This window comes from Pseudescherichia sp., assembly GCF_031979925.1.
Taxonomy (GTDB): domain Bacteria; phylum Pseudomonadota; class Gammaproteobacteria; order Enterobacterales; family Enterobacteriaceae; genus Pseudescherichia.
Genome location: NZ_DALZFB010000018.1, coordinates 1 through 25,250, shown reverse-complemented (window position 1 = coordinate 25,250; position 25,250 = coordinate 1). Strand labels below are relative to the sequence as shown.

Genomic DNA, 25,250 nt, shown 5'->3' with positions numbered 1-25,250 from the left:
TCGCGATGGACGACGGTCTGCGTTTCGCAATCCGTGAAGGCGGCCGTACCGTTGGTGCGGGCGTTGTTGCTAAAGTTCTGAGCTAATAATTTATTATCTCTGAATAAAAAAAGGACGCTTCGGCGTCCTTTTTTACGTTCTGCTTTCGGCTTTCTGCTATTGTAATCATAACTATTCTCATTTACACTCTGCGCATAAATTGAACGGGAGCGATTATGTACGTCTGTTTGTGTAATGGGGTAAGTGATAAAAAAATTCGCCAGGCCGTGCGCCAGTTTCGCCCCCAATCCTTCCAGCAGCTGCGCAAGTTTATTCCCGTGGGGAACCAGTGCGGTAAGTGCGTCCGCGCGGCCCGCGAGATTATGCAGAACGAGCTGATGCAAATCCCTGAATACCAGGAGATCGCATAAGCGAAAATCTTTTTTTGACATCCCGGTAGCGCCATCTACGCTTCACTTAGTGGAAGCGGAGGGACTAATAATGAAAGGTGATGTCAGAATCATAAGTTATCTCAATAAATTATTGGGAAATGAGCTTGTCGCAATCAATCAGTATTTTCTTCATGCCCGTATGTTCAAAAACTGGGGCCTTACCCGCCTCAACGACGTCGAATATCACGAATCCATAGATGAGATGAAACACGCCGATAAGTACATCGAGCGTATTCTGTTTCTTGAAGGTATTCCAAACCTGCAGGACCTCGGCAAGCTGGGGATCGGTGAAGACGTAGAGGAGATGCTGCGCTCAGACCTGAATCTTGAGCTTGAGGGCGCAAAAGATCTGCGTGAAGCCATCGCCTATGCCGATAGCGTTCATGACTACGTCAGCCGCGATATGATGATTGAGATCCTCGCGGATGAAGAGGGGCATATCGACTGGCTGGAGACCGAGCTGGACCTGATTACAAAAATTGGTCTACAGAACTACCTGCAGTCGCAGCTCAGAGAGCAGGCGAAGTAGCCGTACCGTACAACACACTACAGCATCATCGAACCCGCTGCCGGCTAACGGCCGCGGGTTTTTTTATAGTGCTTATTTTCTACACGACACTTGCGTTAATGTCAGTTTTACGTATAATGCGCGGGCTTGTCTAATATAGACAGCGGTTCGATATGAACCACCGGTACTGCGTAAGCGATACCAGACAATGTTCCCAATCGGGGAACTCTGTAAGAACGGTTACACTCTCCCATCAATCGTAATGGGTTTGAGGAGTAACTATTTCGTCTATAAATAATTGGAGCTCTGGTCTCATGCAGAACCAAAGAATCCGTATCCGTCTTAAAGCGTTTGATCATCGTCTGATCGATCAATCAACCGCGGAAATCGTCGAGACTGCCAAGCGCACTGGTGCGCAGGTCCGTGGTCCGATCCCGCTGCCGACCCGCAAAGAGCGCTTTACCGTTCTGATCTCTCCGCACGTTAACAAAGACGCGCGCGATCAGTACGAAATTCGCACTCACAAGCGTCTGGTTGACATCGTTGAGCCAACCGAGAAAACCGTTGATGCTCTGATGCGTCTGGACCTGGCTGCCGGTGTAGACGTGCAGATCAGCCTGGGTTAATCAGGTCATCGAGCGATTGAGAGGTTGATACAATGATTGGTTTAGTCGGTAAAAAAGTGGGTATGACCCGCATCTTCACTGAAGATGGCGTCTCTATCCCAGTAACCGTAATCGAAGTTGAAGCAAACCGCGTTACTCAGATCAAAGATCTGGCTAACGATGGCTACCGTGCCGTTCAGGTCACTACCGGTGCTAAAAAAGCTAACCGTGTAACCAAACCTGAAGCAGGTCACTTTGCTAAAGCTGGCGTTGAAGCTGGCCGTGGTCTGTGGGAATTCCGTCTTGCTGAAGGCGAAGAGTACACCGTAGGTCAGGACATCAGCGTTGAGCTGTTTGCTGAAGTTAAAAAAGTTGACGTAACCGGTACCTCTAAAGGTAAAGGTTTCGCCGGTACCGTTAAGCGCTGGAACTTCCGTACCCAGGACGCGACTCACGGTAACTCCTTGTCCCACCGCGTTCCGGGTTCTATCGGTCAGAACCAGACTCCGGGCAAAGTGTTCAAAGGCAAGAAGATGGCAGGTCAGCTGGGCAACGAACGTGTAACCGTTCAGAGCCTGGACGTAGTACGTGTTGACGCTGAGCGCAACCTGCTGCTGGTTAAGGGTGCTGTTCCGGGTGCTACCGGTAGCGACCTGATCGTTAAACCAGCTGTGAAGGCGTAAGGGGATAGCAATGGAATTAGTATTGAAAGACGCGCAAAGCGCGCTGACTGTTTCCGAAACTACCTTCGGTCGTGATTTCAACGAAGCGCTGGTTCACCAGGTTGTTGTTGCTTATGCAGCTGGTGCTCGTCAGGGTACTCGTGCTCAGAAGACTCGTGCTGAAGTAACTGGTTCCGGTAAAAAACCGTGGCGTCAGAAAGGCACCGGCCGTGCGCGTTCAGGTTCTGTTAAGAGCCCGATCTGGCGTTCAGGTGGCGTGACCTTCGCTGCGCGTCCGCAGGACCACAGTCAAAAAGTTAACAAAAAGATGTACCGCGGCGCGCTGAAAAGCATCCTGTCCGAGCTGGTACGTCAGGATCGTCTGATCGTTGTCGAGCAGTTCTCTCTGGAAGCGCCGAAAACCAAGCTTCTGGCTCAGAAACTGAAAGACATGGCTCTGGAAGATGTGCTGATCATCACCGGTGAGCTGGACGAGAACCTGTTCCTGGCCGCACGTAACCTGCACAAGGTTGACGTACGTGACGCAGCAGGTATCGACCCGGTTAGCCTGATCGCCTTCGACAAAGTCGTAATGACTGCTGAGGCTGTTAAGCAAGTTGAGGAGATGCTGGCATGATTCGTGAAGAACGTCTGCTGAAGGTGCTGCGTGCACCGCACGTTTCTGAAAAAGCGTCTACTGCGATGGAAAAAACCAACACCATCGTGCTCAAAGTTGCTAAAGACGCGACTAAAGCAGAGATCAAAGCTGCTGTGCAGAAACTGTTTGAAGTCGAAGTCGAAGTCGTTAACACCCTGGTTGTTAAAGGGAAAGTTAAACGTCACGGACAGCGTATCGGTCGTCGTAGCGACTGGAAAAAAGCTTACGTCACCCTGAAAGAAGGCCAGAACCTGGACTTCGTTGGCGGCGCTGAGTAAGTCGGAGGAGTAATACAATGGCAGTTGTTAAGTGTAAACCGACATCTCCGGGTCGTCGCCACGTTGTTAAAGTGGTTAACCCTGAGCTGCATAAGGGCAAACCTTTTGCTCCGCTGGTTGAAAAAAACAGCAAATCCGGTGGTCGTAACAACAATGGTCGTATCACCACCCGTCACATCGGTGGTGGCCATAAGCAGGCTTATCGTATTGTTGACTTCAAACGCAACAAAGACGGTATCCCGGCGACTGTTGAACGTCTTGAGTACGATCCGAACCGCTCCGCGAACATCGCGCTGGTTCTGTACAAAGATGGCGAACGCCGTTACATCCTGGCCCCTAAAGGCCTGAAAGCTGGCGACCAGATTCAGTCTGGCGTTGATGCTGCAATCAAAGCGGGTAACACCCTGCCGATGCGCAACATCCCGGTTGGTTCTACCGTTCATAACGTAGAAATGAAACCAGGTAAAGGCGGTCAGCTGGCGCGTTCTGCTGGTACTTACGTTCAGATCGTTGCGCGCGACGGTGCTTATGTCACCCTGCGTCTGCGTTCTGGTGAAATGCGTAAAGTCGAAGCAGACTGCCGCGCTACCCTGGGCGAAGTTGGCAATGCTGAGCATATGCTGCGCGTTCTGGGTAAAGCAGGTGCTGCACGCTGGCGTGGTGTTCGTCCTACCGTTCGCGGTACTGCGATGAACCCAGTCGATCACCCACATGGTGGTGGTGAAGGTCGTAACTTTGGTAAGCACCCGGTAACCCCGTGGGGCGTTCAGACCAAAGGTAAGAAGACCCGCAGCAACAAGCGTACTGATAAATTTATCGTACGTCGCCGTAGCAAATAATTTTAGAGGATAAGCCATGCCACGTTCTCTCAAGAAAGGTCCTTTTATTGACCTGCACTTGCTGAAGAAGGTAGAGAAAGCGGTGGAAAGCGGAGACAAGAAGCCCCTGCGCACTTGGTCCCGTCGTTCAACGATCTTTCCTAACATGATCGGTTTGACCATCGCTGTCCATAATGGTCGTCAGCACGTTCCAGTCTTTGTTTCCGACGAAATGGTTGGTCACAAGCTGGGTGAATTCGCACCGACTCGTACTTATCGCGGCCACGCTGCTGATAAAAAAGCGAAGAAGAAATAAGGTAGGAGGAAGAGATGGAAACTTTAGCTCAACATCGCCATGCTCGTTCTTCTGCTCAGAAGGTTCGCCTTGTTGCTGACCTGATTCGCGGTAAGAAAGTGTCGCAGGCCCTGGACATCCTGACCTATACCAACAAGAAAGCTGCGGTATTGGTTAAGAAGGTACTGGAATCTGCCATTGCTAACGCTGAACACAACGATGGCGCTGACATTGACGATCTGAAAGTTGCGAAAATTTTCGTAGACGAAGGCCCGAGCATGAAGCGCATTATGCCGCGTGCGAAAGGTCGTGCAGATCGCATCCTGAAGCGCACCAGCCACATCACTGTGGTTGTGTCCGATCGCTGAGACTCTGGAGACTAGCAATGGGTCAGAAAGTACATCCTAATGGTATTCGCCTGGGTATTGTAAAACCATGGAACTCAACCTGGTTTGCGAACACCAAAGAATTCGCTGACAACCTGGACAGCGATTTTAAAGTACGTCAGTACCTGACTAAGGAACTGGCTAAAGCGTCTGTATCTCGTATCGTTATCGAGCGTCCGGCTAAGAGCATCCGTGTGACCATTCACACCGCTCGCCCGGGTATCGTTATCGGTAAGAAAGGCGAAGACGTAGAAAAACTGCGCAAGGTCGTAGCGGATATCGCTGGCGTTCCTGCACAGATCAACATCGCCGAAGTGCGTAAGCCTGAACTGGACGCAAAACTGGTTGCTGACAGCATCACTTCACAGCTGGAGCGTCGTGTGATGTTCCGCCGTGCAATGAAGCGTGCTGTACAGAACGCAATGCGTCTGGGCGCTAAAGGTATCAAAGTTGAAGTTAGCGGCCGTCTGGGCGGCGCGGAAATCGCACGTACCGAATGGTACCGCGAAGGTCGCGTTCCGCTGCACACGCTGCGTGCGGACATCGACTACAACACCTCTGAAGCGCACACCACCTATGGTGTAATCGGCGTTAAGGTATGGATCTTCAAAGGTGAGATCCTGGGTGGTATGGCTGCTGTTGAACAACCGGAACCGGCTGCTCAACCTAAAAAGCAGCAGCGTAAAGGCCGTAAATAAGGAGCGTCGCTATGTTACAACCAAAGCGTACAAAATTCCGTAAAGTGCACAAAGGCCGCAACCGTGGTCTGGCGCAGGGTACGGATGTTAGCTTCGGCACTTTTGGTCTGAAAGCTGTTGGCCGTGGTCGTCTGACTGCCCGTCAGATCGAAGCAGCACGTCGTGCTATGACCCGTGCAGTTAAGCGTCAAGGTAAGATCTGGATCCGTGTATTCCCGGACAAACCGATCACTGAGAAGCCGCTGGAAGTTCGTATGGGTAAAGGTAAAGGTAACGTGGAGTATTGGGTTGCCTTGATTCAGCCAGGTAAAGTCCTGTATGAAATGGACGGTGTTCCTGAAGAGCTGGCCCGTGAAGCATTCAGCCTGGCAGCAGCGAAACTGCCGATTAAAACCACCTTTGTAACTAAGACGGTGATGTAATGAAAGCAAAAGAGCTGCGTGAGAAGAGTGTTGAAGAGCTGAACACCGAGCTGCTGAACCTGCTGCGTGAGCAGTTCAACCTGCGTATGCAGGCAGCAAGTGGCCAGCTGCAACAGTCTCACCTGTTGAAGCAAGTGCGTCGTGACGTCGCACGCGTTAAGACTTTACTGACTGAGAAGGCGGGTGCGTAATGACCGATAAAATCCGTACTCTGCAAGGTCGCGTTGTTAGCGATAAAATGGAGAAATCCATCGTTGTTGCTATCGAACGTTTTGTGAAACACCCGATCTACGGTAAATTCATCAAGCGTACGACCAAACTGCACGTACATGACGAGAACAACGAATGTGGTATCGGCGACAAGGTTGAAATCCGTGAATGCCGTCCACTGTCCAAGACTAAGTCCTGGACGCTGGTTCGCGTTGTAGAGAAAGCGGTTCTGTAATACAGTACGCTCTCTCAAGATAGACGGTCCAGCAATGGACCGTTTATTTTTTCTACCCATACGCAGAAAGCGGTGTTATAATGCCGCGCCCTCGATATGGGGCTTTTTAATGACCCGAGATTTTGGGTCCCAAAGTAGTAGTTGACATTAGCGGAGCACTGAAATGATCCAAGAACAGACTATGCTGAACGTCGCCGACAACTCCGGTGCACGTCGCGTAATGTGTATCAAGGTTCTGGGTGGCTCGCACCGTCGCTACGCAGGCGTAGGCGACATCATCAAGATCACCATCAAGGAAGCAATTCCGCGTGGTAAGGTCAAAAAAGGTGATGTGCTGAAGGCGGTAGTGGTGCGCACCAAGAAGGGTGTTCGTCGCCCGGACGGTTCTGTCATTCGCTTCGATGGTAATGCATGCGTTATTTTAAACAATAACAGCGAGCAGCCTATCGGTACGCGTATTTTTGGGCCGGTAACTCGTGAACTTCGTACTGAAAAGTTCATGAAAATTATCTCTCTGGCACCAGAAGTACTCTAAGGAGCGAATCATGGCAGCTAAAATCCGTCGTGATGACGAAGTTATCGTGTTAACCGGTAAAGATAAAGGTAAGCGCGGTAAAGTAAAAAATGTTCTGTCTTCCGGCAAAATCGTCGTTGAAGGTATCAACCTGGTTAAGAAACATCAGAAGCCGGTTCCGGCCCTGAACCAGCCAGGCGGCATCGTAGAGAAAGAAGCAGCTATTCAGATCTCTAACGTTGCAATCTTCAATGCGGCAACCGGCAAGGCTGACCGTGTAGGCTTTAGATTCGAAGACGGCAAAAAAGTCCGTTTCTTCAAGTCTAACAGCGAAACTATCAAGTAATTTGGAGTAGTACGATGGCGAAACTGCATGATTACTACAAAGACGAAGTAGTTAACAAACTCATGACTGAGTTTAGCTACAATTCTGTCATGCAAGTCCCTCGGGTCGAGAAGATCACCCTGAACATGGGTGTTGGTGAAGCGATCGCTGACAAGAAGCTGCTGGATAACGCAGTAGCTGACCTGGCAGCAATCTCCGGTCAAAAACCGTTTGTCACCAAAGCACGCAAATCTGTTGCAGGCTTCAAAATCCGTCAGGGCTATCCGATCGGCTGTAAAGTAACTCTGCGTGGCGAACGCATGTGGGAGTTCTTTGAGCGCCTGATCACTATTGCTGTACCGCGTATCCGTGACTTCCGTGGCCTGTCCGCTAAGTCATTCGATGGTCGTGGTAACTACAGCATGGGTGTCCGTGAGCAGATCATCTTCCCAGAAATCGATTACGATAAAGTCGATCGCGTGCGTGGTTTGGATATTACCATTACCACTACTGCGAATTCTGATGAAGAAGGCCGTGCTCTGCTGGCTGCCTTTGACTTCCCGTTCCGCAAGTAAGGTAGGGTTACTGAATGGCTAAGCAATCAATGAAAGCACGCGAAGTAAAACGCGTAGCTTTAGCTGATAAATTCTTCGCTAAACGCGCTGAACTGAAAGCTATCATCTCTGATGTGAACGCTTCCGACGAAGATCGTTGGAACGCAGTTCTGAAGCTGCAGACTCTGCCGCGTGATTCCAGCCCGTCTCGTCAGCGTAACCGCTGCCGTCAAACTGGTCGTCCGCACGCTTTCCTGCGGAAGTTCGGGTTGAGCCGTATTAAGGTCCGTGAAGCCGCTATGCGCGGTGAAATCCCGGGTCTTAAAAAGGCTAGCTGGTAATTGTCACCAATTGAATCACGGGAGTAAAGACAGATGAGCATGCAAGATCCGATCGCGGATATGCTGACCCGTATCCGTAACGGTCAGGCCGCGAACAAAGCTGCGGTCACCATGCCTTCCTCCAAGCTGAAAGTGGCAATTGCCAACGTGCTGAAGGAAGAAGGTTTTATTGAAGAATTTAAAGTTGAAGGCGACACCAAGCCTGAACTGGAAGTGACTCTCAAGTACTTCCAGGGCAAAGCTGTTGTAGAAAGCATTCAGCGTGTCAGCCGCCCAGGTCTGCGCATCTATAAGAAAAAAGATGAGCTGCCGAAAGTTATGGCGGGTCTGGGTATCGCAGTTGTTTCTACCTCTAAAGGTGTTATGACTGATCGTGCAGCGCGCCAAGCTGGTCTTGGTGGCGAAATTATCTGCTACGTAGCCTAATCGGAGGAAAAAATGTCTCGTGTTGCTAAAGCACCGGTCGTTGTTCCTGCCGGCGTTGATGTAAAAATCAACGGTCAGGTTATTACGATCAAAGGTAAAAACGGCGAGCTGACTCGTACTCTCAACGATGCTGTTGAAGTGAATCATGCAGATAATGCACTGACCTTCGGTCCGCGTGATGGTTACGTGGATGGTTGGGCTCAGGCTGGTACCGCGCGTGCCCTGCTGAACTCAATGGTTATCGGTGTTACCGAAGGCTTCACTAAGAAGCTGCAGCTGGTTGGTGTAGGTTATCGTGCAGCAGTCAAAGGGAATGCAGTAAACCTGTCTTTAGGTTTCTCGCATCCAGTTGAGCATCAGCTGCCAGCGGGGATCACCGCAGAATGTCCGACTCAGACTGAAATCGTGCTGAAAGGCGCTGATAAGCAGGTGATCGGTCAGGTTGCAGCAGATCTGCGCGCCTACCGTCGTCCTGAGCCTTACAAAGGCAAGGGTGTTCGTTACGCCGACGAAGTCGTGCGTACCAAAGAGGCTAAGAAGAAGTAAGGTAACACTATGGATAAGAAATCTGCTCGTATCCGTCGTGCGACCCGCGCACGCCGCAAGCTCCAGGAGCTGGGTGCAACTCGCCTGGTGGTACATCGTACCCCGCGTCACATTTACGCACAGGTAATTGCTCCGAATGGTTCTGAAGTTCTGGTAGCTGCTTCTACTGTAGAAAAAGCTATCGCTGAACAACTGAAGTTCACCGGAAACAAAGACGCTGCTGCAGCTGTAGGTAAAGCTGTTGCTGAACGCGCTCTGGAAAAAGGCATCAAAGATGTTTCTTTTGACCGTTCCGGGTTCCAATATCATGGTCGTGTCCAGGCACTGGCAGATGCTGCCCGTGAAGCTGGCCTTCAGTTCTAAGGTAGAGGTGTAAGATGTCACACATCGAAAAACAAGCTGGCGAACTGCAGGAAAAGCTGATCGCGGTTAACCGCGTATCTAAAACCGTTAAAGGTGGTCGTATTTTCTCCTTCACAGCTCTGACTGTAGTAGGCGATGGTAACGGTCGCGTTGGTTTTGGTTACGGTAAAGCGCGTGAAGTTCCAGCAGCGATCCAGAAAGCGATGGAAAAAGCCCGTCGCAACATGATTAACGTCGCGCTGAACCACGGCACCCTGCAGCACCCGGTTAAAGGTGTTCACACGGGTTCTCGTGTATTCATGCAGCCGGCTTCAGAAGGTACCGGTATCATCGCCGGTGGTGCAATGCGCGCCGTTCTGGAAGTCGCTGGGGTTCATAACGTTCTGGCTAAAGCCTATGGTTCCACCAACCCGATCAACGTGGTTCGTGCAACTATCGACGGCCTGGAAAATATGAATTCTCCAGAAATGGTCGCTGCCAAGCGTGGTAAATCCGTTGAAGAAATTCTGGGGAAATAAGCCATGGCAAAGACTATTAAAATTACTCAAACCCGCAGTGCAATCGGTCGTCTGCCGAAACACAAGGCAACGCTGCTTGGCCTGGGTCTGCGTCGTATTGGTCACACCGTAGAGCGCGAGGATACTCCTGCTGTTCGTGGTATGGTCAACGCGGTTTCCTTCATGGTTAAAGTTGAGGAGTAAGAGATGCGTTTAAATACTCTGTCTCCGGCCGAAGGCTCCAAAAAGGCGGGTAAACGCCTGGGTCGTGGTATCGGTTCTGGCCTCGGTAAAACCGGTGGTCGTGGTCACAAAGGTCAGAACTCTCGTTCTGGCGGTGGCGTACGTCGCGGTTTCGAGGGTGGTCAGATGCCTCTGTACCGTCGTCTGCCGAAATTCGGTTTCACTTCGCGTAAAGCAATGATCACGGCAGAAGTTCGTCTGTCCGATCTGGCTAAAGTAGAAGGCGACGTAGTTGACCTGAACACGCTGAAAGCGGCAAACATTATCGGTATCCAGATCGAGTTCGCGAAAGTGATCCTGTCTGGTGAAGTTTCTACTCCGGTAACTGTTCGTGGCCTGCGTGTTACTAAAGGCGCTCGTGCTGCTATCGAAGCTGCTGGCGGTAAAATCGAGGAATAAGTAGCAGATGGCTAAACAACCGGGATTAGATTTTCAAAGTGCCAAAGGTGGCTTAGGCGAGCTGAAACGCAGACTGCTGTTTGTAATCGGTGCGCTGATTGTGTTCCGTATTGGCTCTTTTATTCCGATCCCTGGTATTGATGCCGCTGTACTTGCCAAACTGCTTGAGCAACAGCGAGGCACCATCATTGAGATGTTTAACATGTTCTCTGGTGGTGCTCTCAGCCGTGCTTCAATCTTTGCCCTGGGCATTATGCCGTATATTTCGGCCTCTATTATTGTCCAGCTGCTGACGGTGGTTTATCCGCCGCTGGCAGAGCTGAAGAAAGAAGGGGAGTCTGGTCGTCGTAAGATCAGCCAGTACACCCGTTACGGCACTCTGGTGCTGGCAATATTCCAGTCGATCGGTATTGCTACCGGTCTACCGAATATGCCTGGTATGCAGGGCCTGGTAATGAATCCAGGCTTTGCATTCTATTTCACCGCTGTTGTAAGTCTGGTCACAGGAACCATGTTCCTGATGTGGCTCGGCGAACAGATTACTGAACGTGGTATCGGTAACGGTATCTCGATCATTATCTTCGCCGGTATCGTTGCGGGACTCCCGCCAGCCATTGCCCATACGATCGAGCAAGCGCGTCAAGGCGACCTGCACTTCCTCCTGTTGCTGTTGGTTGCAGTATTAGTATTTGCAGTGACGTTCTTTGTTGTATTTGTTGAGCGTGGTCAACGCCGCATTGTGGTAAACTACGCGAAACGTCAGCAGGGTCGTCGTGTCTATGCTGCACAGAGCACACATTTACCGCTGAAAGTGAATATGGCGGGGGTAATCCCGGCAATCTTCGCTTCCAGTATTATCCTGTTCCCAGCGACCATCGCGTCATGGTTCGGGAACGGTACTGGTTGGAACTGGCTGACAACAATTTCGCTGTATTTGCAGCCTGGGCAACCGCTTTATGTGTTACTCTATGCGACTGCAATCATCTTCTTCTGTTTCTTCTACACGGCGTTGGTTTTCAACCCGCGTGAAACAGCAGATAACCTGAAGAAGTCCGGTGCATTTGTACCAGGAATTCGTCCGGGAGAACAAACGGCGAAGTACATCGATAAAGTAATGACCCGCCTGACTCTGGTCGGTGCGCTCTACATTACTTTTATCTGCCTGATCCCGGAGTTCATGCGTGATGCAATGAAGGTGCCGTTCTACTTTGGTGGAACCTCACTGCTCATCGTTGTTGTCGTGATTATGGACTTTATGGCTCAAGTGCAAACTCTGATGATGTCGAGTCAGTATGAGTCTGCATTGAAGAAGGCGAACCTGAAAGGCTATGGCCGCTAAAGGTCGCCCGAGAAGTTACGGAGAGTAAAAATGAAAGTTCGTGCTTCCGTCAAGAAATTATGCCGTAACTGCAAAATCGTTAAGCGTGATGGCGTCATCCGCGTGATTTGCAGTGCCGAGCCGAAGCATAAACAGCGCCAAGGCTGATTATTTCGCATATTTTTCTTGCAAAGTTGGGTTGAGCTGGCTAGATTAGCCAGCCAATCTTTTGTATGTCTGTACGTTTCCATTTGAGTATCCTGAAAACGGGCTTTTCAGCATGGGGCGTACATATTAAATAGTAGGAGTGCATAGTGGCCCGTATAGCAGGCATTAACATTCCTGATCAGAAACACGCCGTGATCGCATTAACTTCGATCTACGGTGTCGGCAAGACCCGTTCTAAAGCCATTCTGGCTTCTGCGGGTATCGCTGAAGATGTTAAGATCAGTGAGCTGTCTGAAGAACAAATCGACACGCTGCGTGACGAAGTTGCCAAATTTGTCGTTGAAGGTGATCTGCGCCGTGAAGTTAGCATGAGCATCAAGCGCCTTATGGACCTTGGTTGCTATCGCGGTTTGCGTCATCGTCGTGGTCTGCCAGTGCGCGGTCAGCGTACTAAGACCAACGCACGTACCCGTAAGGGTCCGCGCAAACCGATCAAGAAATAATCGGGGTGATTGAATAATGGCAAAGGCACCAGTTCGTGCACGTAAGCGTGTAAGAAAACAAGTCTCTGACGGCGTGGCTCATGTCCATGCTTCTTTTAACAACACCATCGTAACTATTACCGATCGTCAGGGTAATGCGCTGGGTTGGGCAACAGCCGGTGGTTCCGGTTTCCGTGGTTCTCGCAAATCCACTCCGTTCGCAGCTCAGGTTGCAGCAGAGCGTTGCGCTGACGCCGTAAAAGAATACGGTATCAAGAATCTGGAAGTTATGGTTAAAGGTCCGGGTCCAGGCCGCGAATCTACTATTCGTGCTCTGAACGCCGCTGGTTTCCGCATCACTAACATTACTGATGTGACTCCGATCCCTCATAACGGTTGTCGTCCGCCGAAAAAACGCCGCGTATAACGCTGTCGTTTCCAGGTTTGTTGGAGAAAGAAAATGGCAAGATATTTGGGTCCTAAGCTCAAGCTGAGCCGTCGTGAGGGCACCGACTTATTCCTTAAGTCTGGCGTTCGCGCGATCGATACCAAGTGTAAAATTGAACAAGCTCCTGGCCAGCACGGTGCGCGTAAACCGCGTCTGTCTGACTATGGTGTACAGTTGCGTGAAAAGCAGAAAGTTCGCCGTATGTACGGTGTGCTGGAGCGTCAGTTCCGTAACTACTATAAAGAAGCAGCTCGTCTGAAAGGCAACACGGGTGAAAACCTGCTGGCTCTGCTCGAAGGTCGTCTGGACAACGTAGTATACCGTATGGGCTTTGGCGCAACTCGCGCGGAAGCACGTCAGCTCGTTAGCCATAAAGCAATCATGGTAAACGGCCGCGTTGTTAACATCGCTTCTTATCAGGTAACTCCGAATGACGTAGTTAGCATCCGTGAGAAAGCCAAAAAGCAATCTCGCGTGAAGGCCGCTCTGGAGTTGGCTGAGCAGCGTGAAAAGCCAACCTGGCTGGAAGTTGATGCTGGCAAGATGGAAGGTACGTACAAGCGCAAGCCTGAGCGTTCTGATCTGTCTGCGGACATTAACGAACACCTGATCGTCGAGCTTTACTCCAAGTAAAGCTTAGTACCAAAGAGAGGACACAATGCAGGGTTCTGTGACAGAGTTTCTAAAACCGCGCCTGGTAGATATCGAGCAAGTGAGTTCGACGCACGCCAAGGTGACCCTTGAGCCTTTAGAGCGTGGCTTTGGCCATACTCTGGGTAACGCACTGCGCCGTATTCTGCTCTCATCGATGCCGGGTTGTGCGGTGACCGAGGTTGAGATTGATGGTGTACTGCACGAGTACAGCACCAAAGAAGGCGTTCAGGAAGATATCCTGGAGATCCTGCTCAACCTGAAAGGGCTGGCGGTGAGAGTTCAAGGTAAAGATGATGTTATTCTTACCCTGAATAAATCTGGCATTGGCCCTGTGACTGCAGCCGACATCACCCACGACGGTGATGTCGAAATCGTCAAGCCGCAGCACGTGATCTGCCACCTGACCGATGAGAACGCGTCTATTAGCATGCGTATCAAAGTTCAGCGCGGTCGTGGTTATGTGCCGGCTTCTGCCCGAATTCATTCGGAAGAAGATGAGCGCCCGATTGGCCGTCTGCTGGTCGACGCATGCTATAGCCCTGTAGAGCGTATTGCCTACAATGTTGAAGCAGCGCGTGTAGAGCAGCGTACCGACCTGGACAAGCTGGTCATCGAAATGGAAACCAACGGCACAATCGATCCTGAAGAGGCGATTCGTCGTGCGGCAACCATCCTGGCAGAACAACTGGAAGCTTTCGTTGACTTACGTGATGTACGTCAGCCGGAAGTGAAAGAAGAGAAACCAGAATTCGATCCGATCCTGCTGCGCCCTGTTGACGATCTGGAATTGACTGTCCGCTCTGCTAACTGCCTTAAAGCAGAAGCTATCCACTATATCGGTGATCTGGTACAGCGTACCGAGGTTGAGCTACTTAAAACGCCTAACCTGGGTAAAAAATCTCTTACCGAGATTAAAGACGTGCTGGCCTCCCGTGGTCTGTCTCTGGGCATGCGCCTGGAAAACTGGCCACCGGCAAGCATTGCTGACGAGTAACCGGATCACAGGTTAAGGTTTTACTGAGAAGGATAAGGTCATGCGCCATCGTAAGAGTGGTCGTCAACTGAACCGCAACAGCAGCCATCGCCAGGCTATGTTCCGCAATATGGCAGGTTCACTGGTTCGTCATGAAATCATCAAGACGACCCTGCCTAAAGCGAAAGAGCTGCGCCGCGTAGTTGAGCCGCTGATTACTCTTGCCAAGACTGATAGCGTAGCTAATCGTCGTCTGGCATTCGCCCGTACTCGTGATAACGAGATCGTGGCAAAACTGTTTAACGAGCTGGGCCCGCGTTTCGCGAGCCGTGCCGGTGGTTACACTCGCATTCTGAAGTGTGGCTTCCGTGCAGGCGACAACGCGCCGATGGCTTACATCGAGCTGGTTGATCGTTCAGAATCGCAAGCAGAAGCTGCTGCAGAGTAATCTGTAGCAACATAAAAAGACCCGCTTCGGCGGGTTTTTTTATTTCTCTCATCCTCCCCTCTCTCCCTGCTAAAATAGCCCTGTGCCTTAGTTCATCCCCTGGAGTCGACTATGTGGTTACTCGATCAGTGGGCAGAACGCCATATTCGCGATGCCCAGCAACAAGGTGAGTTTGATAATCTTCCCGGCACCGGTGAGCCGCTGCGTCTCGACGATGACGCTCATGTCCCCGCCGAACTACGGGCAGGCTACCGACTGCTGAAAAACGCCGGCTGTCTCCCCCCTGAACTGGCCCAGCGTAAAGAGGCTCTGGCGCTGGCCGATCTGTTACAGACGGTGCAGCAGGATCATCCTGACTATCAGGAGCTCAGCCGCAGGTTAACGCTACTCGAGCTTCAACTGCGGCAGGCTGGCTTAAGCACCGAATTTCTGCGCGGCGAGTATGCTGACAGGCTAATGAAAAAGATTGGCGAGGAGTAGCTATGTACCGAATTGGAGAGCTGGCGAAGCTCGCAGAGGTAACGCCCGATACTATTCGTTATTACGAAAAGCAGCAGATGATGGATCACGAGGTGAGAACACAGGGTGGTTTCCGCCTCTATACCGAAGGCGATCTGCAGCGACTTAAGTTTATCCGTCACGCACGGCAGTTGGGGTTTACCCTCGAGTCGATCCGCGAGCTGCTGTCAATCCGTATTGATCCTGAGCATCACACCTGCCAGGAGTCAAAAAGCATTGTCCAGTCTCGACTAAGCGAGGTTGAAGCTCGGATTGAAGAACTACAGATTATGCGCCGCTCTTTGCAACGGCTTAATGACGCCTGCTGCGGTACGGCCCATAGCAGCGTTTACTGTTCAATTCTGGAAGCGCTGGAGCAGGGCGGAATAAACGGTGAGAGTCGAAAAGGGTGTTAAAGGCCAGCGGCAAAAGCGTAAATCACCTTTGCCGCTGGCTTTCTATTATGGACGGCTGTTCTGTTCTTTGAGCAGATCGCGGATTTCAGTCAGCAGCACTTCCTCTTTCGAAGGTGCCGGTGGTGCTTTCGGCTCTTCTTTCTTCTTCTGATGCAGTCGGTTAATCAGCTTAATCGCCATAAAGATCGCAAATGCTACGATCAAAAAGTCGAAAATATTCTGGATAAACACGCCGTAGTGCATAACAACGGGCGGAAGATCGCCCTGAGCCGGACGCAGCGTCCAGGCGAACTGTTTAAAGTCGACGCCGCCAATCAGCAGGCCAAGGGGAGGCATAATGATATCGGCAACCAGCGACGAGACAATTTTACCGAAAGCCGCACCAATGATGACCCCGACGGCCAGGTCGATAACGTTGCCGCGCATGGCGAAAGCACGAAACTCTTTTAACAAACTCATTCTATTCTCCTTATGCCAAAGACCCACTAAGTCTAACAAAGGTCTCTCTAATTTCCATTTCTCAGCTTATTACAGGAAGAACGGGCTGGGTTGGAACAGTCGCTCGACGTCGGTAATAAACTTTTTGTCCGTCAGGAACATAATGACGTGATCGCCCTGCTCAATACGTAAATTGTCATTAGCGATCATGACGTCGTTGCCGCGCACGACGGCTCCGATGATCGTTCCTGGCGGCAGCTTGATCTCGTCGATCACCCGGCCAACGACGCGGGAGGTGCTCTCGTCGCCGTGGGCCACGGCTTCGATCGCCTCGGCAACGCCCCGGCGCAGCGAGGAGACGCCCACAATATCTGCCTTACGCACGTGGCTTAGCAGTGCAGAGATCGTCGCCTCCTGTGGCGAAATCGCGATATCTATGACGCTGCCCTGAACAAGGTCAACGTAGGCGCGGCGCTGGATCAGCACCATGACCTTTTTCGCCCCCATCCGCTTGGCCAGCATGGCGGACATAATGTTGGCTTCATCATCGTTGGTCACGGCAATGAAAAGATCCACTTGATCGATATGCTCTTCTGCCAGCAGCTCCTGATCCGATGCATCACCATAGAAGACGATCGTGTTTTGCAGCTTCTCGGCCAGATCCGCCGCCCGACGCTGATCGCGCTCGATCAGCTTAACGCTGTAGTCTTTCTCCAGCCGGCTCGCCAGACCTGCGCCGATATTGCCGCCGCCCACCAGCATGATGCGCTTATAGGGCTTTTCAAGACGCTGTAGCTCGCTCATGACTGCACGAATATGCTGTGATGCCGCGATAAAAAATACCTCATCGCCTGCTTCAACGATGGTGGATCCCTGCGGACGGATCGGCCTGTCGTGGCGGAAAATGGCGGCAACCCGGGTATCGATATGTGGCATATGCTCGCGCATAATCGAGAGGGCGTTACCCACCAGCGGACCGCCGTAGTAGGCTTTCACCACCGCAAGGCTTACTTTTCCTTCGGCAAAGTTAACCACCTGCAGTGCGCCAGGATACTCAATCAGACGATAAATGCTGTCGATTACCAGCTGCTCGGGGGCAATCAGGTGATCGATAGGCACGGCGTCGGTATTGAACAGCTTGTCTGCATCGCGCACATAGTCAGGCGCGCGAATACGGGCGATGCGGTTTGGCGTATTGAACAGGGAGTAGGCGACCTGGCAGGCCACCATATTGGTCTCATCAGAGCTGGTGACGGCAACGAGCATATCCGCATCGTCCGCTCCTGCTTCACGCAAAACGCGGGGATGTGAGCCGTGCCCCTGAACAACGCGCAGATCGAATTTATCCTGCAACATATGCAGACGATCGCCATTGATATCGACAACGGTAATGTCATTATTTTCACCGACCAGGTTTTCGGCCAGCGTGCCGCCCACCTGTCCTGCTCCCAGAATGATTATCTTCATCAGCTGCGACCCGTCATCTCAATCACTGTTTGATTAGCTTAGCGTAATAGAAGCCGTCACCCTCTTCCGCGCCCGGAAGATTTTGCTGTCCCGGCTGCACTGGCGTACCTGTACTGGCCAGCTTCGCATCCGGTGTACGCTTGAGGAACTCGGCAATTTGCAGGCTGTTCTCCTCCGGCAGGACGGAACAGGTGGCATACACCAGCGTGCCGCCCGGTTTCAGGTGTGGCCAGATGGCGTCGAGAATAGCGGACTGCAGCTGGACCAGTTCCGGGATATCGCGATCGCGGCGCAGCCACTTGATATCCGGATGACGACGGATCACGCCGGTTGCCGAGCAGGGAGCATCCAGCAGAATACGATCGAACTGTTGGTCACCGCACCACTGGGAAGGGAAGCGGCCATCGCCCTGCTTAACCTGCGCCTTCATCCCCAGGCGTTTCAGATTATCGTAGACGCGGGAGAGGCGCTGCTCATCCACGTCAACTGCCAGCACGCTCGCCTCAGGAGCAACTTCCAGAATATGTGTGGTTTTACCGCCGGGGGCCGCGCAGAGATCGAGGATCTGCTCGCCGTTCTGTGGTTCGAGAAAGTTCATGCAGCCCTGTGCCGAGGCGTCCTGTACCGTTACCCAGCCCTGATCGAAGCCGGGCAGGGCCTGTACCGGGGCAGGTGAGGCCAGACGTACCGCATCGGCATAGTCGCTATGAGGAAAACCCTGCTGGCCGGAGGCCTCGAGCAGGGCCAGCCAGGCATCACGAGAGTGATGGTTACGGTTCACGCGCAGCCACATGGGAGGGCGCTGGTTATTAGCCTCCACAATACTTTCCCACTGCTGCGGATATGCTTTTTGCAGACGCTTCAGCAGCCAGTCAGGATGTAAAAAACGGCTTTTGCTGGAGGCAAACTCCGCCAGCAGCAGCTCCTGCTGACGCTGGAACTGACGCAGCACGCCGTTGATCAGCCCCTTAAGCTGCGGGCGTTTAATGGCTACCGCTCCCTCTACCGTCTCTGCTAAAGCAGCATGCGGTGGAACGCGGGTGTAGAGAAGCTGATAAAACCCGACCATGATCAGATAGTGAATGGTGCGCTGCTTGCCGGTCATAGGACGGGACATCAGCTTATTGATAAGCCACTCCATCTGGGAGAGCGTGCGTAGCACGCCGAAGCACAGCTCCTGGAGCAGGGCTTTATCTTTATCCGAGACTTTCTGCTGCAGGGCAGGGAGGACGTTGCTCAGCGACTGCCCCTGCTCAACAACCTGTTCGATGGCCTGTGCTGCCATGCTGCGTAAATTGATCGTTTTTTTCATAACCGCAAAAATAAAAATGCCCGGTAACACCGGGCGTTAAAGGTAGGGGCCGTCAGGCCAGACGGTGGCCGGGAATAAACCATTCGCGACGTGAGTTCAGTAAATCCTGAGCGCTCATCGCTTTTTTACCTGCCGGCTGCAGCGATTCCAGATTTAGAATGCCGTCGGCGGTCGCAACCTGAATACCCTGTTTGTTGGCATCAACAATCGTGCCTGGCTCGGCGCGGGACTGTTGGTTAATCACCGACGCCTTCCACACTTTTACCGGCTGCCCGTCAATCTCCAGCCAGCTCATCGGCCATGGATTAAATGCCCGGATGCAGCGCTCAAGCTGTGCTGCAGAGAAAGACCAGTCGATGCGCGCCTCCTCTTTGCTGAGCTTTTCGGCATAGGTTACGAGGGCTTCGTCCTGTACCTGCGGCTGGGCAGTGCCCACGGCCAGCTGGGCCAGAGTTTCGATTAACCCCCGCGGACCAAGGTCAGCAAGCTTGTCGTAGAGCGAGGCGCTGGTATCTTCTGCGGTAATCGGGCAGGAAAGCTTGTAGAGCATATCGCCGGTGTCCAAACCCACGTCCATCTGCATGATGGTAACACCGGTTTCGGCATCTCCCGCCCACAGCGAGCGCTGAATAGGAGCAGCGCCACGCCAGCGCGGCAGCAGCGATCCGTGAACGTTAATGCAGCCGAGACGCGGCATATCGAGTACCGCCTTCGGCAGAATTAAGCCATAGGCAACAACGACCATCACGTCAGCGTTGAGATCGGCGACCAGCTGCTGATTTTCCTGCGGGCGCAAAGAGACTGGCTGAAAGACAGGAAGACCTTTCGCTTCAGCCAGCGCCTTCACCGGACCCGGCATCAGTTTTTTACCCCGCCCGGCGGGCCTGTCCGGCTGGGTAAACACGCCAACCACCTGGTGCCCGGATGACAACAGCGCGTCAAGATGACGCGCTGCAAAGTCAGGCGTACCGGCGAAAATAATACGTAGTGAATCCGACACGTTGATCCTTTTGGCTTCGGTTATGCACGCCCGTTCAGGCGGTCCAGTTTTTCCACTTTCTGGCGAATGCGCTGACGCTTCATCGGCGACAGGTAGTCGATAAACAGTTTGCCGACCAGGTGATCCATTTCATGCTGAATGCAGATGGCCAGCAGGCCGTCAGCTTCCAGCTCGAAGGATTTCCCTTCGCGATCGAGGGCGCGGATTTTCACTTTCTCCGCCCGCGGGATCAACGCACGCTGCTCAGGGATCGACAGGCAACCCTCTTCGATACCGGTTTCGCCGCTCTTTTCCAGCAGCTCAGGGTTGATGAGCACCAGCTGTTCTTCGCGGTTCTCGGAAACGTCGATAACAATAATACGCTGGTGGATGTCCACCTGCGTGGCGGCAAGGCCAATACCCTCTTCGGCGTACATCGTTTCAAACATATCATCCACGATGCGCTGAATTTCTGCATTTACTTCTTTTACCGGCGTAGCGACTTTGCGAAGGCGCTCGTCCGGAATATGTAACACGTGCAAAACTGACATAATTACCCAGGAGTTGTGTTCAGGAGTTGAAAAGATCGTTACCACTATTCTAGACAAATCCCCCTCCGATTGACAGCATCAGTGACCAATCGCAAGGATTGCAACCGCCGCGTGTGGCAAGGGACAAGGATGACTTTGACAGAGATTTGGCTGCGCCTGATCCACCTCGGCGAACTCTACGGTTAAAGGATGCTGGAGGCCGCACAATGTTTAGCAGCTTACCCCCATCCTGACGCAAAAACGCTCTCGCTCGCCGGGCTGACGGCAAAACAGAGCGCACGCTTTTATGCTGTCTCTCCCCGTGATATCGACAGCACGCTTGAGTGGTTAGCCCTGCCCGGACATCGCCTGCTGCTGGCGAACGATGCGGATTACCCGCCAGCGCTGCGCGCCATTACTGATTTTCCCGGCGCGCTGTTTGTGAAAGGGGATGTGGGCATCCTCAATAGCCCACAGTTAGCCGTCGTTGGCAGCCGGGCAAACTCATGGTATGGCGAGCGCTGGGGACGCCATTTCTGCGAGCGGCTCGCGGCAGAAGGTATTACGGTCACCAGCGGCCTGGCATTGGGTATTGACGGCATTGCCCATCGTGGCGCACTTCACGGTGGTGGAAAAAGCCTGGCGGTGCTGGGAAACGGCTTACAACAGACTTATCCCCGTCGGCACGCCACGCTGGCGGCACAGCTTATTGACGCTGGTGGCGCACTGGTGTCAGAGTTTCCGCTGGCCGCGCCGCCCAGACCGGGTAGCTTTCCGCGTCGTAACCGCATTATTAGCGGTCTTAGCCAGGGCGTGCTGGTAGTAGAGGCCGCTCTGCGTAGCGGCTCCCTGGTAACCGCGCGCTGCGCAATGGATCAGGGGAGGGACGTCTTCACGCTGCCCGGCGCGTTAGGCAGTCCCGGTAGCGAAGGTCCACACTGGTTAATTCAGCAGGGGGCGACGCTGGTCACTACCCCGGATGAAATCCTCGAAATTCTACAGCAGGGTTTACGCTGGCTACAAAATGCACGCGAAAAACCAATTTATTCGTCAGAACACCAAGCGGCAGCATTGCCATTTCCTGAGCTCCTGGCTAACGTAGGAGATGAGGTAACACCTGTTGACGTCGTCGCTGAACGTGCCGGCCAACCTGTGCCAGTGATTGTGGCCCAGCTACTCGAACTGGAGTTAGCAGGATGGATCGCAGCTGTACCCGGCGGCTATGTCCGATTAAGGAGGGCAAGCCATGTTCGACGTACTAATGTATTTGTTTGAGACTTATATCCACAATGAAGCAGAACTGCGTGTGGATCAGGACAAACTTGAACGGGACCTCACTGATGCCGGTTTTGACCGTGAGGATATCTACAACGCGTTACTGTGGCTGGAGAAGCTCGCTGACTATCAGGAAGGCCTCGCCGAACCGATGCAGCTTGCTTCAGACCCTCTCTCTCTGCGTATTTATACCGCAGAAGAGTGTGAACGACTGGATGCCAGCTGCCGGGGTTTCCTGTTATTCCTCGAGCAGATTCAGGTGCTAAACCTCGAAACACGAGAAATGGTGATTGAGCGTGTGCTGGCGCTGGATACGGCAGAGTTCGAGCTGGAAGATCTCAAGTGGGTCATCCTGATGGTGCTCTTCAATATCCCTGGGTGTGAAAACGCCTATCAGCAGATGGAAGAATTACTCTTTGAAGTGAATGAAGGTATGCTGCACTAACTATCGTCGCAGCATCAAGAGTTGTTATGGCCAAATCAGCACTGTTTTCGGTGTCTAATCAAGAGCCCTGCCCGCAGTGCGGGGCTCCGCTTGTTATTCGGACCGGGAAACGCGGGCCGTTTCTCGGTTGTTCCCACTATCCTGAATGTGACTATGTTCGCTCCCTGAAAAGCCAGGCCGATGGGCATATCGTCAAAGTTCTGGAGGGGCAGCTGTGCCCGCTTTGCCAGTCGGTGCTGGTGCTTCGCCAGGGACGCTTCGGCATGTTTATTGGCTGTAGCCAATATCCGGAATGCGGACATACAGAGACCATCGATAAACCCGACGATACCGCCATTACCTGCCCGCAGTGCAATCAGGGTACTCTGGTCCAGCGACGTTCGCGCTATGGCAAAACCTTCCACTCCTGCGATCGCTATCCGGAGTGCCAGTTTGTTATTAATTTTAAACCGATAGCGGGAGAGTGTCCGACGTGTCACTACCCGTTGCTAATAGAGAAGAAAACCGCACAGGGCGTTAAATGCTTCTGTGCCAGTAAACAATGTGGAAAGCCGGTCACGGCGGAAAAGAACAGTGAATAATAACCTGCCTTCAGACTCCATCGTAAATGCGGTGGCGGTACTGAATAGAGAAGAAGTCATCGCCTATCCCACCGAAGCCGTTTTTGGCGTCGGCTGCGATCCCGACAGTGAAACAGCGGTTAACCGCCTGCTGGCGTTAAAACAACGTCCTGTAGAGAAAGGACTCATCCTGATTGCCGCCAGCTTTGAGCAACTGAAACCCTATATTGATGAGCAGGCGTTGGATGATGCCCAGCGAGAGGCGGTATTTGCCTGCTGGCCCGGCCCGGTGACCTTCGTCTTCCCGGCAAAACCGACCACGCCGCGCTGGCTGACCGGGCGATTTGACTCTCTGGCCGTACGGGTAACCGATCATCCGCTGGTGGTCGCGCTATGTAAGGCATACGGCAAACCGCTGGTCTCTACCAGCGCTAACCTGACCGGGCTGCCGCCGTGCCGGACAACCGAAGAGGTGCGCGCGCAGTTTGGCGAGGCATTTCCAGTTGTAGAAGGTAAAACCGGCGGACGTGAAAACCCGTCTGAAATTCGTGATGCATTGACCGGCGAACGTTTTCGCCAGGGGTGATCTATGGAAACCTATGCCGTTTTTGGTAATCCCATTGCACACAGCAAATCGCCGTTTATTCATCAGCAGTTCGCTCAGCAGCTGCAGATAGCTCACCCTTACGGGCGCGTTCTGGCTCCCGTTGATGATTTTATTGCGACGCTAAACGCGTTTTTCAGCGCAGGCGGGAAAGGGGCTAACGTTACCGTTCCCTTTAAAGAAGAGGCGTTTGCCCGAGCGGATGAGCTGACAGAGCGTGCGGCGCTAGCCGGAGCAGTTAACACCCTCAAGCGTCTTGAGGATGGTCGTCTGTTGGGAGATAACACTGATGGCATCGGTTTGCTCAGCGATCTGCAGCGGCTGGGGTTTATTAAGCCTGGCTTTCGCATTCTGCTGATTGGCGCAGGCGGGGCCTCACGGGGCGTGCTGCTGCCGCTGCTCTCCCTCGACTGCGCAGTAACCATAACGAACCGGACTTTCTCACGCGCCGAAGAGCTGGCAACGCTATTCGCCCATACCGGCAGCGTTAGCGCTGTGGCGATGAAAGATCTGGCCGGACACGAGTTCGATCTTATTATTAACGCCACCTCCAGCGGTATTAGCGGTGAAACGCCGCAGATCCCTGAATCTTTAATCGATAGCCATATCCACTGCTATGACATGTTCTATCAGAAGGGAGAAACGCCATTCTTGCGCTGGTGTGAACAGCATGGCGCAAAACAGCGGGCGGATGGGCTGGGTATGCTGGTGGCGCAGGCTGCCCATGCGGTACTGCTCTGGCATGGCGTGCTGCCAGAAACCGCGCTGGTTATTGAACGCCTCAAACAGGAGCTGGCTGGGTGAATCAGGCGATTCAATTTCCCGATCGGGAGGCGTGGCGTGACGAGCTGCAGGCCGTCTGCTTCCCGGCGCTGGTTAACGGTATGCAACTTAGCTGCGCAATTAAAGCTGAAACGCTGGCAACGCGGTTCGGCGGTGAGACGCCAGCCCAGTGGCTGGCGCTTTTCCAGGAGCATCGCTGGGATCTGGAAGAGGAGGCTGAACAGCTAATCCAACAGCAGCGAGAGGACGATCAAGGTTGGGTGTGGCTCTCCTGAGCCTGATCCAGATAGTCGTCTTTCCACTTCACATAGTTATTGGCAGAGTACTTCAGCCCCTCAATCTCCGCCTCCGTCAGGGGGCGGATCTGTTTCACCGGACTACCTAAATAGAGAAAGCCGCTCGCCAGCCGCTTATTCTGTGGGACCAGGCTTCCGGCACCAATCATGACGTCATCCTCTACAACCACGCCATCAAGCAAAATGGATCCCATCCCGACCAGCACTCTATTGCCTACGGTGCAGCCGTGCAGCATAACCTTGTGCCCCACCGTCACGTCTTCACCAATAATCAGCGGATTGCCTTCCGGGTTATAGGAAGATTTATGGGTAACGTGCAGCACGCTGCCATCCTGAATATTGCTGCGGGCACCAATCTGAACGTAATTAACGTCACCGCGGATAGCAACCAGCGGCCAGATACCGACGTCATCGGCCACTCTGACATCGCCGATCACCACGCTGGTGGCATCAACCATCACGCGTTGGCCAATTTTAGGGTAGAGATCTTTATAAGAACGTAGGACAGCAGACATAGTTACCTCGTCAAAACAGAAGTGATATGGATGACTTTGGTAGCTTTAGAGGCACGGCGCAAGCCTTTTACACGCCAAAATTTAAGCAGATCGCACAGGATCCCAGCAGAAAGCGTGAAAAATCGACGGTTGGTAAAAAAGATCTAAAAAAGGCTTGTGCAAAAAAATGGGATCCCTATAATGCGCCTCCATCGAAACGGCAAACGTGAATCACTTCACGGAAACAG

General features: G+C 52.7%; 46 protein-coding genes. 40 read left to right on the top strand and 6 right to left on the bottom strand.

Going from position 1 to position 25,250, the window contains the following annotated elements:
* The 33 genes from RTM13_RS19430 to zntR form a co-directional block, all read left to right on the top strand.
* On the top strand, positions 1 to 86 hold an 86-nt coding region (locus RTM13_RS19430), incomplete at its 5' end, for a hypothetical protein (RefSeq protein WP_000740161.1).
* A gap of 129 nt (positions 87 to 215) precedes the next feature.
* On the top strand, positions 216 to 410 hold the full coding sequence (gene bfd / locus RTM13_RS19425; protein WP_144819407.1) for a bacterioferritin-associated ferredoxin: 195 nt from the start codon (positions 216 to 218) through the stop codon (positions 408 to 410).
* Positions 411 to 480: 70 nt separating this feature from the next.
* Positions 481 to 960 carry a bacterioferritin gene (bfr, locus tag RTM13_RS19420; protein WP_103821891.1) on the top strand — a complete coding sequence of 160 codons (480 nt, stop codon included), beginning with the start codon at positions 481 to 483 and terminating at the stop codon, positions 958 to 960.
* 293 nt (positions 961 to 1,253) lie between these two features.
* The gene (gene rpsJ, locus RTM13_RS19415) at positions 1,254 to 1,565 is read left to right on the top strand and encodes a 30S ribosomal protein S10 (protein WP_001181005.1); all 312 of its coding nucleotides are present in this window, start codon (positions 1,254 to 1,256) and stop codon (positions 1,563 to 1,565) included.
* Between the two features lie 32 nt (positions 1,566 to 1,597).
* On the top strand, positions 1,598 to 2,227 hold the full coding sequence (gene rplC, locus RTM13_RS19410) for a 50S ribosomal protein L3 (RefSeq protein WP_103821892.1): 630 nt from the start codon (positions 1,598 to 1,600) through the stop codon (positions 2,225 to 2,227).
* Positions 2,228 to 2,237: 10 nt separating this feature from the next.
* Entirely contained in the window at positions 2,238 to 2,843 is a 606-nt protein-coding gene (rplD, locus tag RTM13_RS19405; RefSeq protein WP_042396046.1) for a 50S ribosomal protein L4, read from the top strand.
* The gene (gene rplW, locus RTM13_RS19400) at positions 2,840 to 3,142 is read left to right on the top strand and encodes a 50S ribosomal protein L23 (protein ID WP_000617546.1); all 303 of its coding nucleotides are present in this window, start codon (positions 2,840 to 2,842) and stop codon (positions 3,140 to 3,142) included. The genes rplD and rplW overlap by 4 nt, the downstream gene beginning before the upstream one ends.
* A gap of 17 nt (positions 3,143 to 3,159) precedes the next feature.
* Positions 3,160 to 3,981, top strand: coding sequence for a 50S ribosomal protein L2 (rplB, locus tag RTM13_RS19395; protein ID WP_021265682.1), 822 nt, complete (start codon positions 3,160 to 3,162; stop codon positions 3,979 to 3,981).
* Positions 3,982 to 3,997: 16 nt separating this feature from the next.
* Complete coding sequence (gene rpsS / locus RTM13_RS19390; protein WP_001138115.1) at positions 3,998 to 4,276, top strand: 30S ribosomal protein S19; 279 nt, start codon at positions 3,998 to 4,000, stop codon at positions 4,274 to 4,276.
* A 14-nt stretch (positions 4,277 to 4,290) separates the two neighbouring features.
* Positions 4,291 to 4,623, top strand: coding sequence for a 50S ribosomal protein L22 (gene rplV / locus RTM13_RS19385; protein ID WP_002919773.1), 333 nt, complete (start codon positions 4,291 to 4,293; stop codon positions 4,621 to 4,623).
* A gap of 17 nt (positions 4,624 to 4,640) precedes the next feature.
* On the top strand, positions 4,641 to 5,339 hold the full coding sequence (gene rpsC, locus RTM13_RS19380) for a 30S ribosomal protein S3 (protein ID WP_006817277.1): 699 nt from the start codon (positions 4,641 to 4,643) through the stop codon (positions 5,337 to 5,339).
* Between the two features lie 11 nt (positions 5,340 to 5,350).
* Positions 5,351 to 5,761, top strand: a complete 411-nt coding sequence (rplP, locus tag RTM13_RS19375; protein ID WP_004926449.1) for a 50S ribosomal protein L16 — start codon at positions 5,351 to 5,353, stop codon at positions 5,759 to 5,761.
* Positions 5,761 to 5,952, top strand: coding sequence for a 50S ribosomal protein L29 (rpmC, locus tag RTM13_RS19370; RefSeq protein ID WP_000644742.1), 192 nt, complete (start codon positions 5,761 to 5,763; stop codon positions 5,950 to 5,952). The genes rplP and rpmC overlap by 1 nt, the downstream gene beginning before the upstream one ends.
* On the top strand, positions 5,952 to 6,206 hold the full coding sequence (gene rpsQ, locus RTM13_RS19365) for a 30S ribosomal protein S17 (RefSeq protein ID WP_002438707.1): 255 nt from the start codon (positions 5,952 to 5,954) through the stop codon (positions 6,204 to 6,206). Before rpmC ends, rpsQ begins: the two co-directional genes overlap by 1 nt.
* Before the next feature lie 163 nt (positions 6,207 to 6,369).
* Positions 6,370 to 6,741 (top strand): 50S ribosomal protein L14, encoded by a 372-nt coding sequence (rplN, locus tag RTM13_RS19360; protein WP_002919748.1) that lies wholly within the window; start codon positions 6,370 to 6,372, stop codon positions 6,739 to 6,741.
* A 10-nt stretch (positions 6,742 to 6,751) separates the two neighbouring features.
* On the top strand, positions 6,752 to 7,066 hold the full coding sequence (gene rplX, locus RTM13_RS19355; protein ID WP_042396035.1) for a 50S ribosomal protein L24: 315 nt from the start codon (positions 6,752 to 6,754) through the stop codon (positions 7,064 to 7,066).
* 14 nt (positions 7,067 to 7,080) lie between these two features.
* The gene (gene rplE, locus RTM13_RS19350) at positions 7,081 to 7,620 is read left to right on the top strand and encodes a 50S ribosomal protein L5 (protein ID WP_042396032.1); all 540 of its coding nucleotides are present in this window, start codon (positions 7,081 to 7,083) and stop codon (positions 7,618 to 7,620) included.
* Positions 7,621 to 7,634: 14 nt separating this feature from the next.
* Positions 7,635 to 7,940, top strand: a complete 306-nt coding sequence (gene rpsN / locus RTM13_RS19345; RefSeq protein ID WP_042396030.1) for a 30S ribosomal protein S14 — start codon at positions 7,635 to 7,637, stop codon at positions 7,938 to 7,940.
* Between the two features lie 33 nt (positions 7,941 to 7,973).
* Positions 7,974 to 8,366, top strand: coding sequence for a 30S ribosomal protein S8 (gene rpsH, locus RTM13_RS19340; RefSeq protein ID WP_042396027.1), 393 nt, complete (start codon positions 7,974 to 7,976; stop codon positions 8,364 to 8,366).
* Between the two features lie 12 nt (positions 8,367 to 8,378).
* Complete coding sequence (rplF, locus tag RTM13_RS19335) at positions 8,379 to 8,912, top strand: 50S ribosomal protein L6 (protein ID WP_103821894.1); 534 nt, start codon at positions 8,379 to 8,381, stop codon at positions 8,910 to 8,912.
* A 9-nt stretch (positions 8,913 to 8,921) separates the two neighbouring features.
* Entirely contained in the window at positions 8,922 to 9,275 is a 354-nt protein-coding gene (gene rplR / locus RTM13_RS19330; RefSeq protein ID WP_042396018.1) for a 50S ribosomal protein L18, read from the top strand.
* Positions 9,276 to 9,289: 14 nt separating this feature from the next.
* Positions 9,290 to 9,793 carry a 30S ribosomal protein S5 gene (rpsE, locus tag RTM13_RS19325; RefSeq protein ID WP_042396015.1) on the top strand — a complete coding sequence of 168 codons (504 nt, stop codon included), beginning with the start codon at positions 9,290 to 9,292 and terminating at the stop codon, positions 9,791 to 9,793.
* Positions 9,794 to 9,796: 3 nt separating this feature from the next.
* On the top strand, positions 9,797 to 9,976 hold the full coding sequence (gene rpmD, locus RTM13_RS19320) for a 50S ribosomal protein L30 (RefSeq protein ID WP_001140434.1): 180 nt from the start codon (positions 9,797 to 9,799) through the stop codon (positions 9,974 to 9,976).
* Positions 9,977 to 9,979: 3 nt separating this feature from the next.
* The gene (gene rplO / locus RTM13_RS19315; protein WP_039076819.1) at positions 9,980 to 10,414 is read left to right on the top strand and encodes a 50S ribosomal protein L15; all 435 of its coding nucleotides are present in this window, start codon (positions 9,980 to 9,982) and stop codon (positions 10,412 to 10,414) included.
* Positions 10,415 to 10,421: 7 nt separating this feature from the next.
* Positions 10,422 to 11,753, top strand: coding sequence for a preprotein translocase subunit SecY (gene secY, locus RTM13_RS19310; protein WP_312214292.1), 1,332 nt, complete (start codon positions 10,422 to 10,424; stop codon positions 11,751 to 11,753).
* A 30-nt stretch (positions 11,754 to 11,783) separates the two neighbouring features.
* Positions 11,784 to 11,900, top strand: a complete 117-nt coding sequence (gene rpmJ, locus RTM13_RS19305) for a 50S ribosomal protein L36 (protein ID WP_000868187.1) — start codon at positions 11,784 to 11,786, stop codon at positions 11,898 to 11,900.
* A 146-nt stretch (positions 11,901 to 12,046) separates the two neighbouring features.
* Positions 12,047 to 12,403 carry a 30S ribosomal protein S13 gene (gene rpsM / locus RTM13_RS19300; RefSeq protein WP_042396003.1) on the top strand — a complete coding sequence of 119 codons (357 nt, stop codon included), beginning with the start codon at positions 12,047 to 12,049 and terminating at the stop codon, positions 12,401 to 12,403.
* A 16-nt stretch (positions 12,404 to 12,419) separates the two neighbouring features.
* On the top strand, positions 12,420 to 12,809 hold the full coding sequence (gene rpsK / locus RTM13_RS19295; RefSeq protein WP_034899652.1) for a 30S ribosomal protein S11: 390 nt from the start codon (positions 12,420 to 12,422) through the stop codon (positions 12,807 to 12,809).
* A gap of 33 nt (positions 12,810 to 12,842) precedes the next feature.
* On the top strand, positions 12,843 to 13,463 hold the full coding sequence (gene rpsD, locus RTM13_RS19290; protein ID WP_021265666.1) for a 30S ribosomal protein S4: 621 nt from the start codon (positions 12,843 to 12,845) through the stop codon (positions 13,461 to 13,463).
* 25 nt (positions 13,464 to 13,488) lie between these two features.
* On the top strand, positions 13,489 to 14,478 hold the full coding sequence (locus tag RTM13_RS19285) for a DNA-directed RNA polymerase subunit alpha (RefSeq protein WP_034461761.1): 990 nt from the start codon (positions 13,489 to 13,491) through the stop codon (positions 14,476 to 14,478).
* A gap of 40 nt (positions 14,479 to 14,518) precedes the next feature.
* The gene (rplQ, locus tag RTM13_RS19280; protein WP_042395993.1) at positions 14,519 to 14,905 is read left to right on the top strand and encodes a 50S ribosomal protein L17; all 387 of its coding nucleotides are present in this window, start codon (positions 14,519 to 14,521) and stop codon (positions 14,903 to 14,905) included.
* Between the two features lie 111 nt (positions 14,906 to 15,016).
* Positions 15,017 to 15,385: a DUF1992 domain-containing protein gene (locus RTM13_RS19275; protein ID WP_312214290.1), complete on the top strand. Its 369-nt coding sequence runs from the start codon at positions 15,017 to 15,019 to the stop codon at positions 15,383 to 15,385.
* 2 nt (positions 15,386 to 15,387) lie between these two features.
* A complete protein-coding gene (gene zntR, locus RTM13_RS19270; protein WP_312214288.1) occupies positions 15,388 to 15,819 on the top strand; it encodes a Zn(2+)-responsive transcriptional regulator in 432 nt (143 codons plus the stop codon).
* A gap of 45 nt (positions 15,820 to 15,864) precedes the next feature.
* Here the strand turns inward: zntR and mscL are convergent, their stop codons facing one another.
* The 5 genes from mscL to def all read right to left on the bottom strand — a co-directional run bounded on the left by mscL (position 15,865) and on the right by def (position 20,566).
* Entirely contained in the window at positions 15,865 to 16,278 is a 414-nt protein-coding gene (gene mscL, locus RTM13_RS19265) for a large-conductance mechanosensitive channel protein MscL (RefSeq protein ID WP_312214286.1), read from the bottom strand.
* A 69-nt stretch (positions 16,279 to 16,347) separates the two neighbouring features.
* Positions 16,348 to 17,724, bottom strand: a complete 1,377-nt coding sequence (gene trkA / locus RTM13_RS19260) for a Trk system potassium transporter TrkA (RefSeq protein WP_154056352.1) — start codon at positions 17,722 to 17,724, stop codon at positions 16,348 to 16,350.
* Positions 17,725 to 17,746: 22 nt separating this feature from the next.
* Positions 17,747 to 19,036 carry a 16S rRNA (cytosine(967)-C(5))-methyltransferase RsmB gene (gene rsmB, locus RTM13_RS19255; protein ID WP_312214283.1) on the bottom strand — a complete coding sequence of 430 codons (1,290 nt, stop codon included), beginning with the start codon at positions 19,034 to 19,036 and terminating at the stop codon, positions 17,747 to 17,749.
* Positions 19,037 to 19,088: 52 nt separating this feature from the next.
* Positions 19,089 to 20,036: a methionyl-tRNA formyltransferase gene (gene fmt, locus RTM13_RS19250; protein ID WP_312214281.1), complete on the bottom strand. Its 948-nt coding sequence runs from the start codon at positions 20,034 to 20,036 to the stop codon at positions 19,089 to 19,091.
* Positions 20,037 to 20,056: 20 nt separating this feature from the next.
* Positions 20,057 to 20,566: a peptide deformylase gene (gene def / locus RTM13_RS19245; RefSeq protein WP_312214279.1), complete on the bottom strand. Its 510-nt coding sequence runs from the start codon at positions 20,564 to 20,566 to the stop codon at positions 20,057 to 20,059.
* Positions 20,567 to 20,755: 189 nt separating this feature from the next.
* On the opposite strand from def, the gene dprA reads away from it, so the two are divergent.
* From dprA to RTM13_RS19215, 6 genes are read left to right on the top strand one after another with little or no spacing between them, the layout of a single operon-like run.
* Positions 20,756 to 21,820, top strand: a complete 1,065-nt coding sequence (dprA, locus tag RTM13_RS19240; protein WP_312214277.1) for a DNA-protecting protein DprA — start codon at positions 20,756 to 20,758, stop codon at positions 21,818 to 21,820.
* Complete coding sequence (gene smg, locus RTM13_RS19235) at positions 21,792 to 22,265, top strand: DUF494 family protein Smg (RefSeq protein WP_042395982.1); 474 nt, start codon at positions 21,792 to 21,794, stop codon at positions 22,263 to 22,265. Before dprA ends, smg begins: the two co-directional genes overlap by 29 nt.
* A gap of 26 nt (positions 22,266 to 22,291) precedes the next feature.
* Complete coding sequence (locus tag RTM13_RS19230; RefSeq protein WP_312214275.1) at positions 22,292 to 22,846, top strand: topoisomerase DNA-binding C4 zinc finger domain-containing protein; 555 nt, start codon at positions 22,292 to 22,294, stop codon at positions 22,844 to 22,846.
* Entirely contained in the window at positions 22,839 to 23,411 is a 573-nt protein-coding gene (tsaC, locus tag RTM13_RS19225; RefSeq protein ID WP_312214273.1) for an L-threonylcarbamoyladenylate synthase type 1 TsaC, read from the top strand. The genes RTM13_RS19230 and tsaC overlap by 8 nt, the downstream gene beginning before the upstream one ends.
* 3 nt (positions 23,412 to 23,414) lie before the next feature.
* The gene (gene aroE / locus RTM13_RS19220) at positions 23,415 to 24,233 is read left to right on the top strand and encodes a shikimate dehydrogenase (protein ID WP_312214271.1); all 819 of its coding nucleotides are present in this window, start codon (positions 23,415 to 23,417) and stop codon (positions 24,231 to 24,233) included.
* Positions 24,230 to 24,487, top strand: coding sequence for a DUF1488 domain-containing protein (locus RTM13_RS19215; RefSeq protein ID WP_312214269.1), 258 nt, complete (start codon positions 24,230 to 24,232; stop codon positions 24,485 to 24,487). Before aroE ends, RTM13_RS19215 begins: the two co-directional genes overlap by 4 nt.
* Here RTM13_RS19215 and RTM13_RS19210 read toward each other — a convergent pair.
* Positions 24,463 to 25,023 (bottom strand): gamma carbonic anhydrase family protein, encoded by a 561-nt coding sequence (locus RTM13_RS19210; RefSeq protein ID WP_312214267.1) that lies wholly within the window; start codon positions 25,021 to 25,023, stop codon positions 24,463 to 24,465. The two genes, RTM13_RS19215 and RTM13_RS19210, sit on opposite strands and share 25 nt — an antisense overlap.
* Before the next feature lie 26 nt (positions 25,024 to 25,049).
* On the opposite strand from RTM13_RS19210, the gene RTM13_RS19205 reads away from it, so the two are divergent.
* Complete coding sequence (locus RTM13_RS19205; RefSeq protein ID WP_312214265.1) at positions 25,050 to 25,232, top strand: hypothetical protein; 183 nt, start codon at positions 25,050 to 25,052, stop codon at positions 25,230 to 25,232.
* Positions 25,233 to 25,250: the final 18 nt, after the last annotated feature.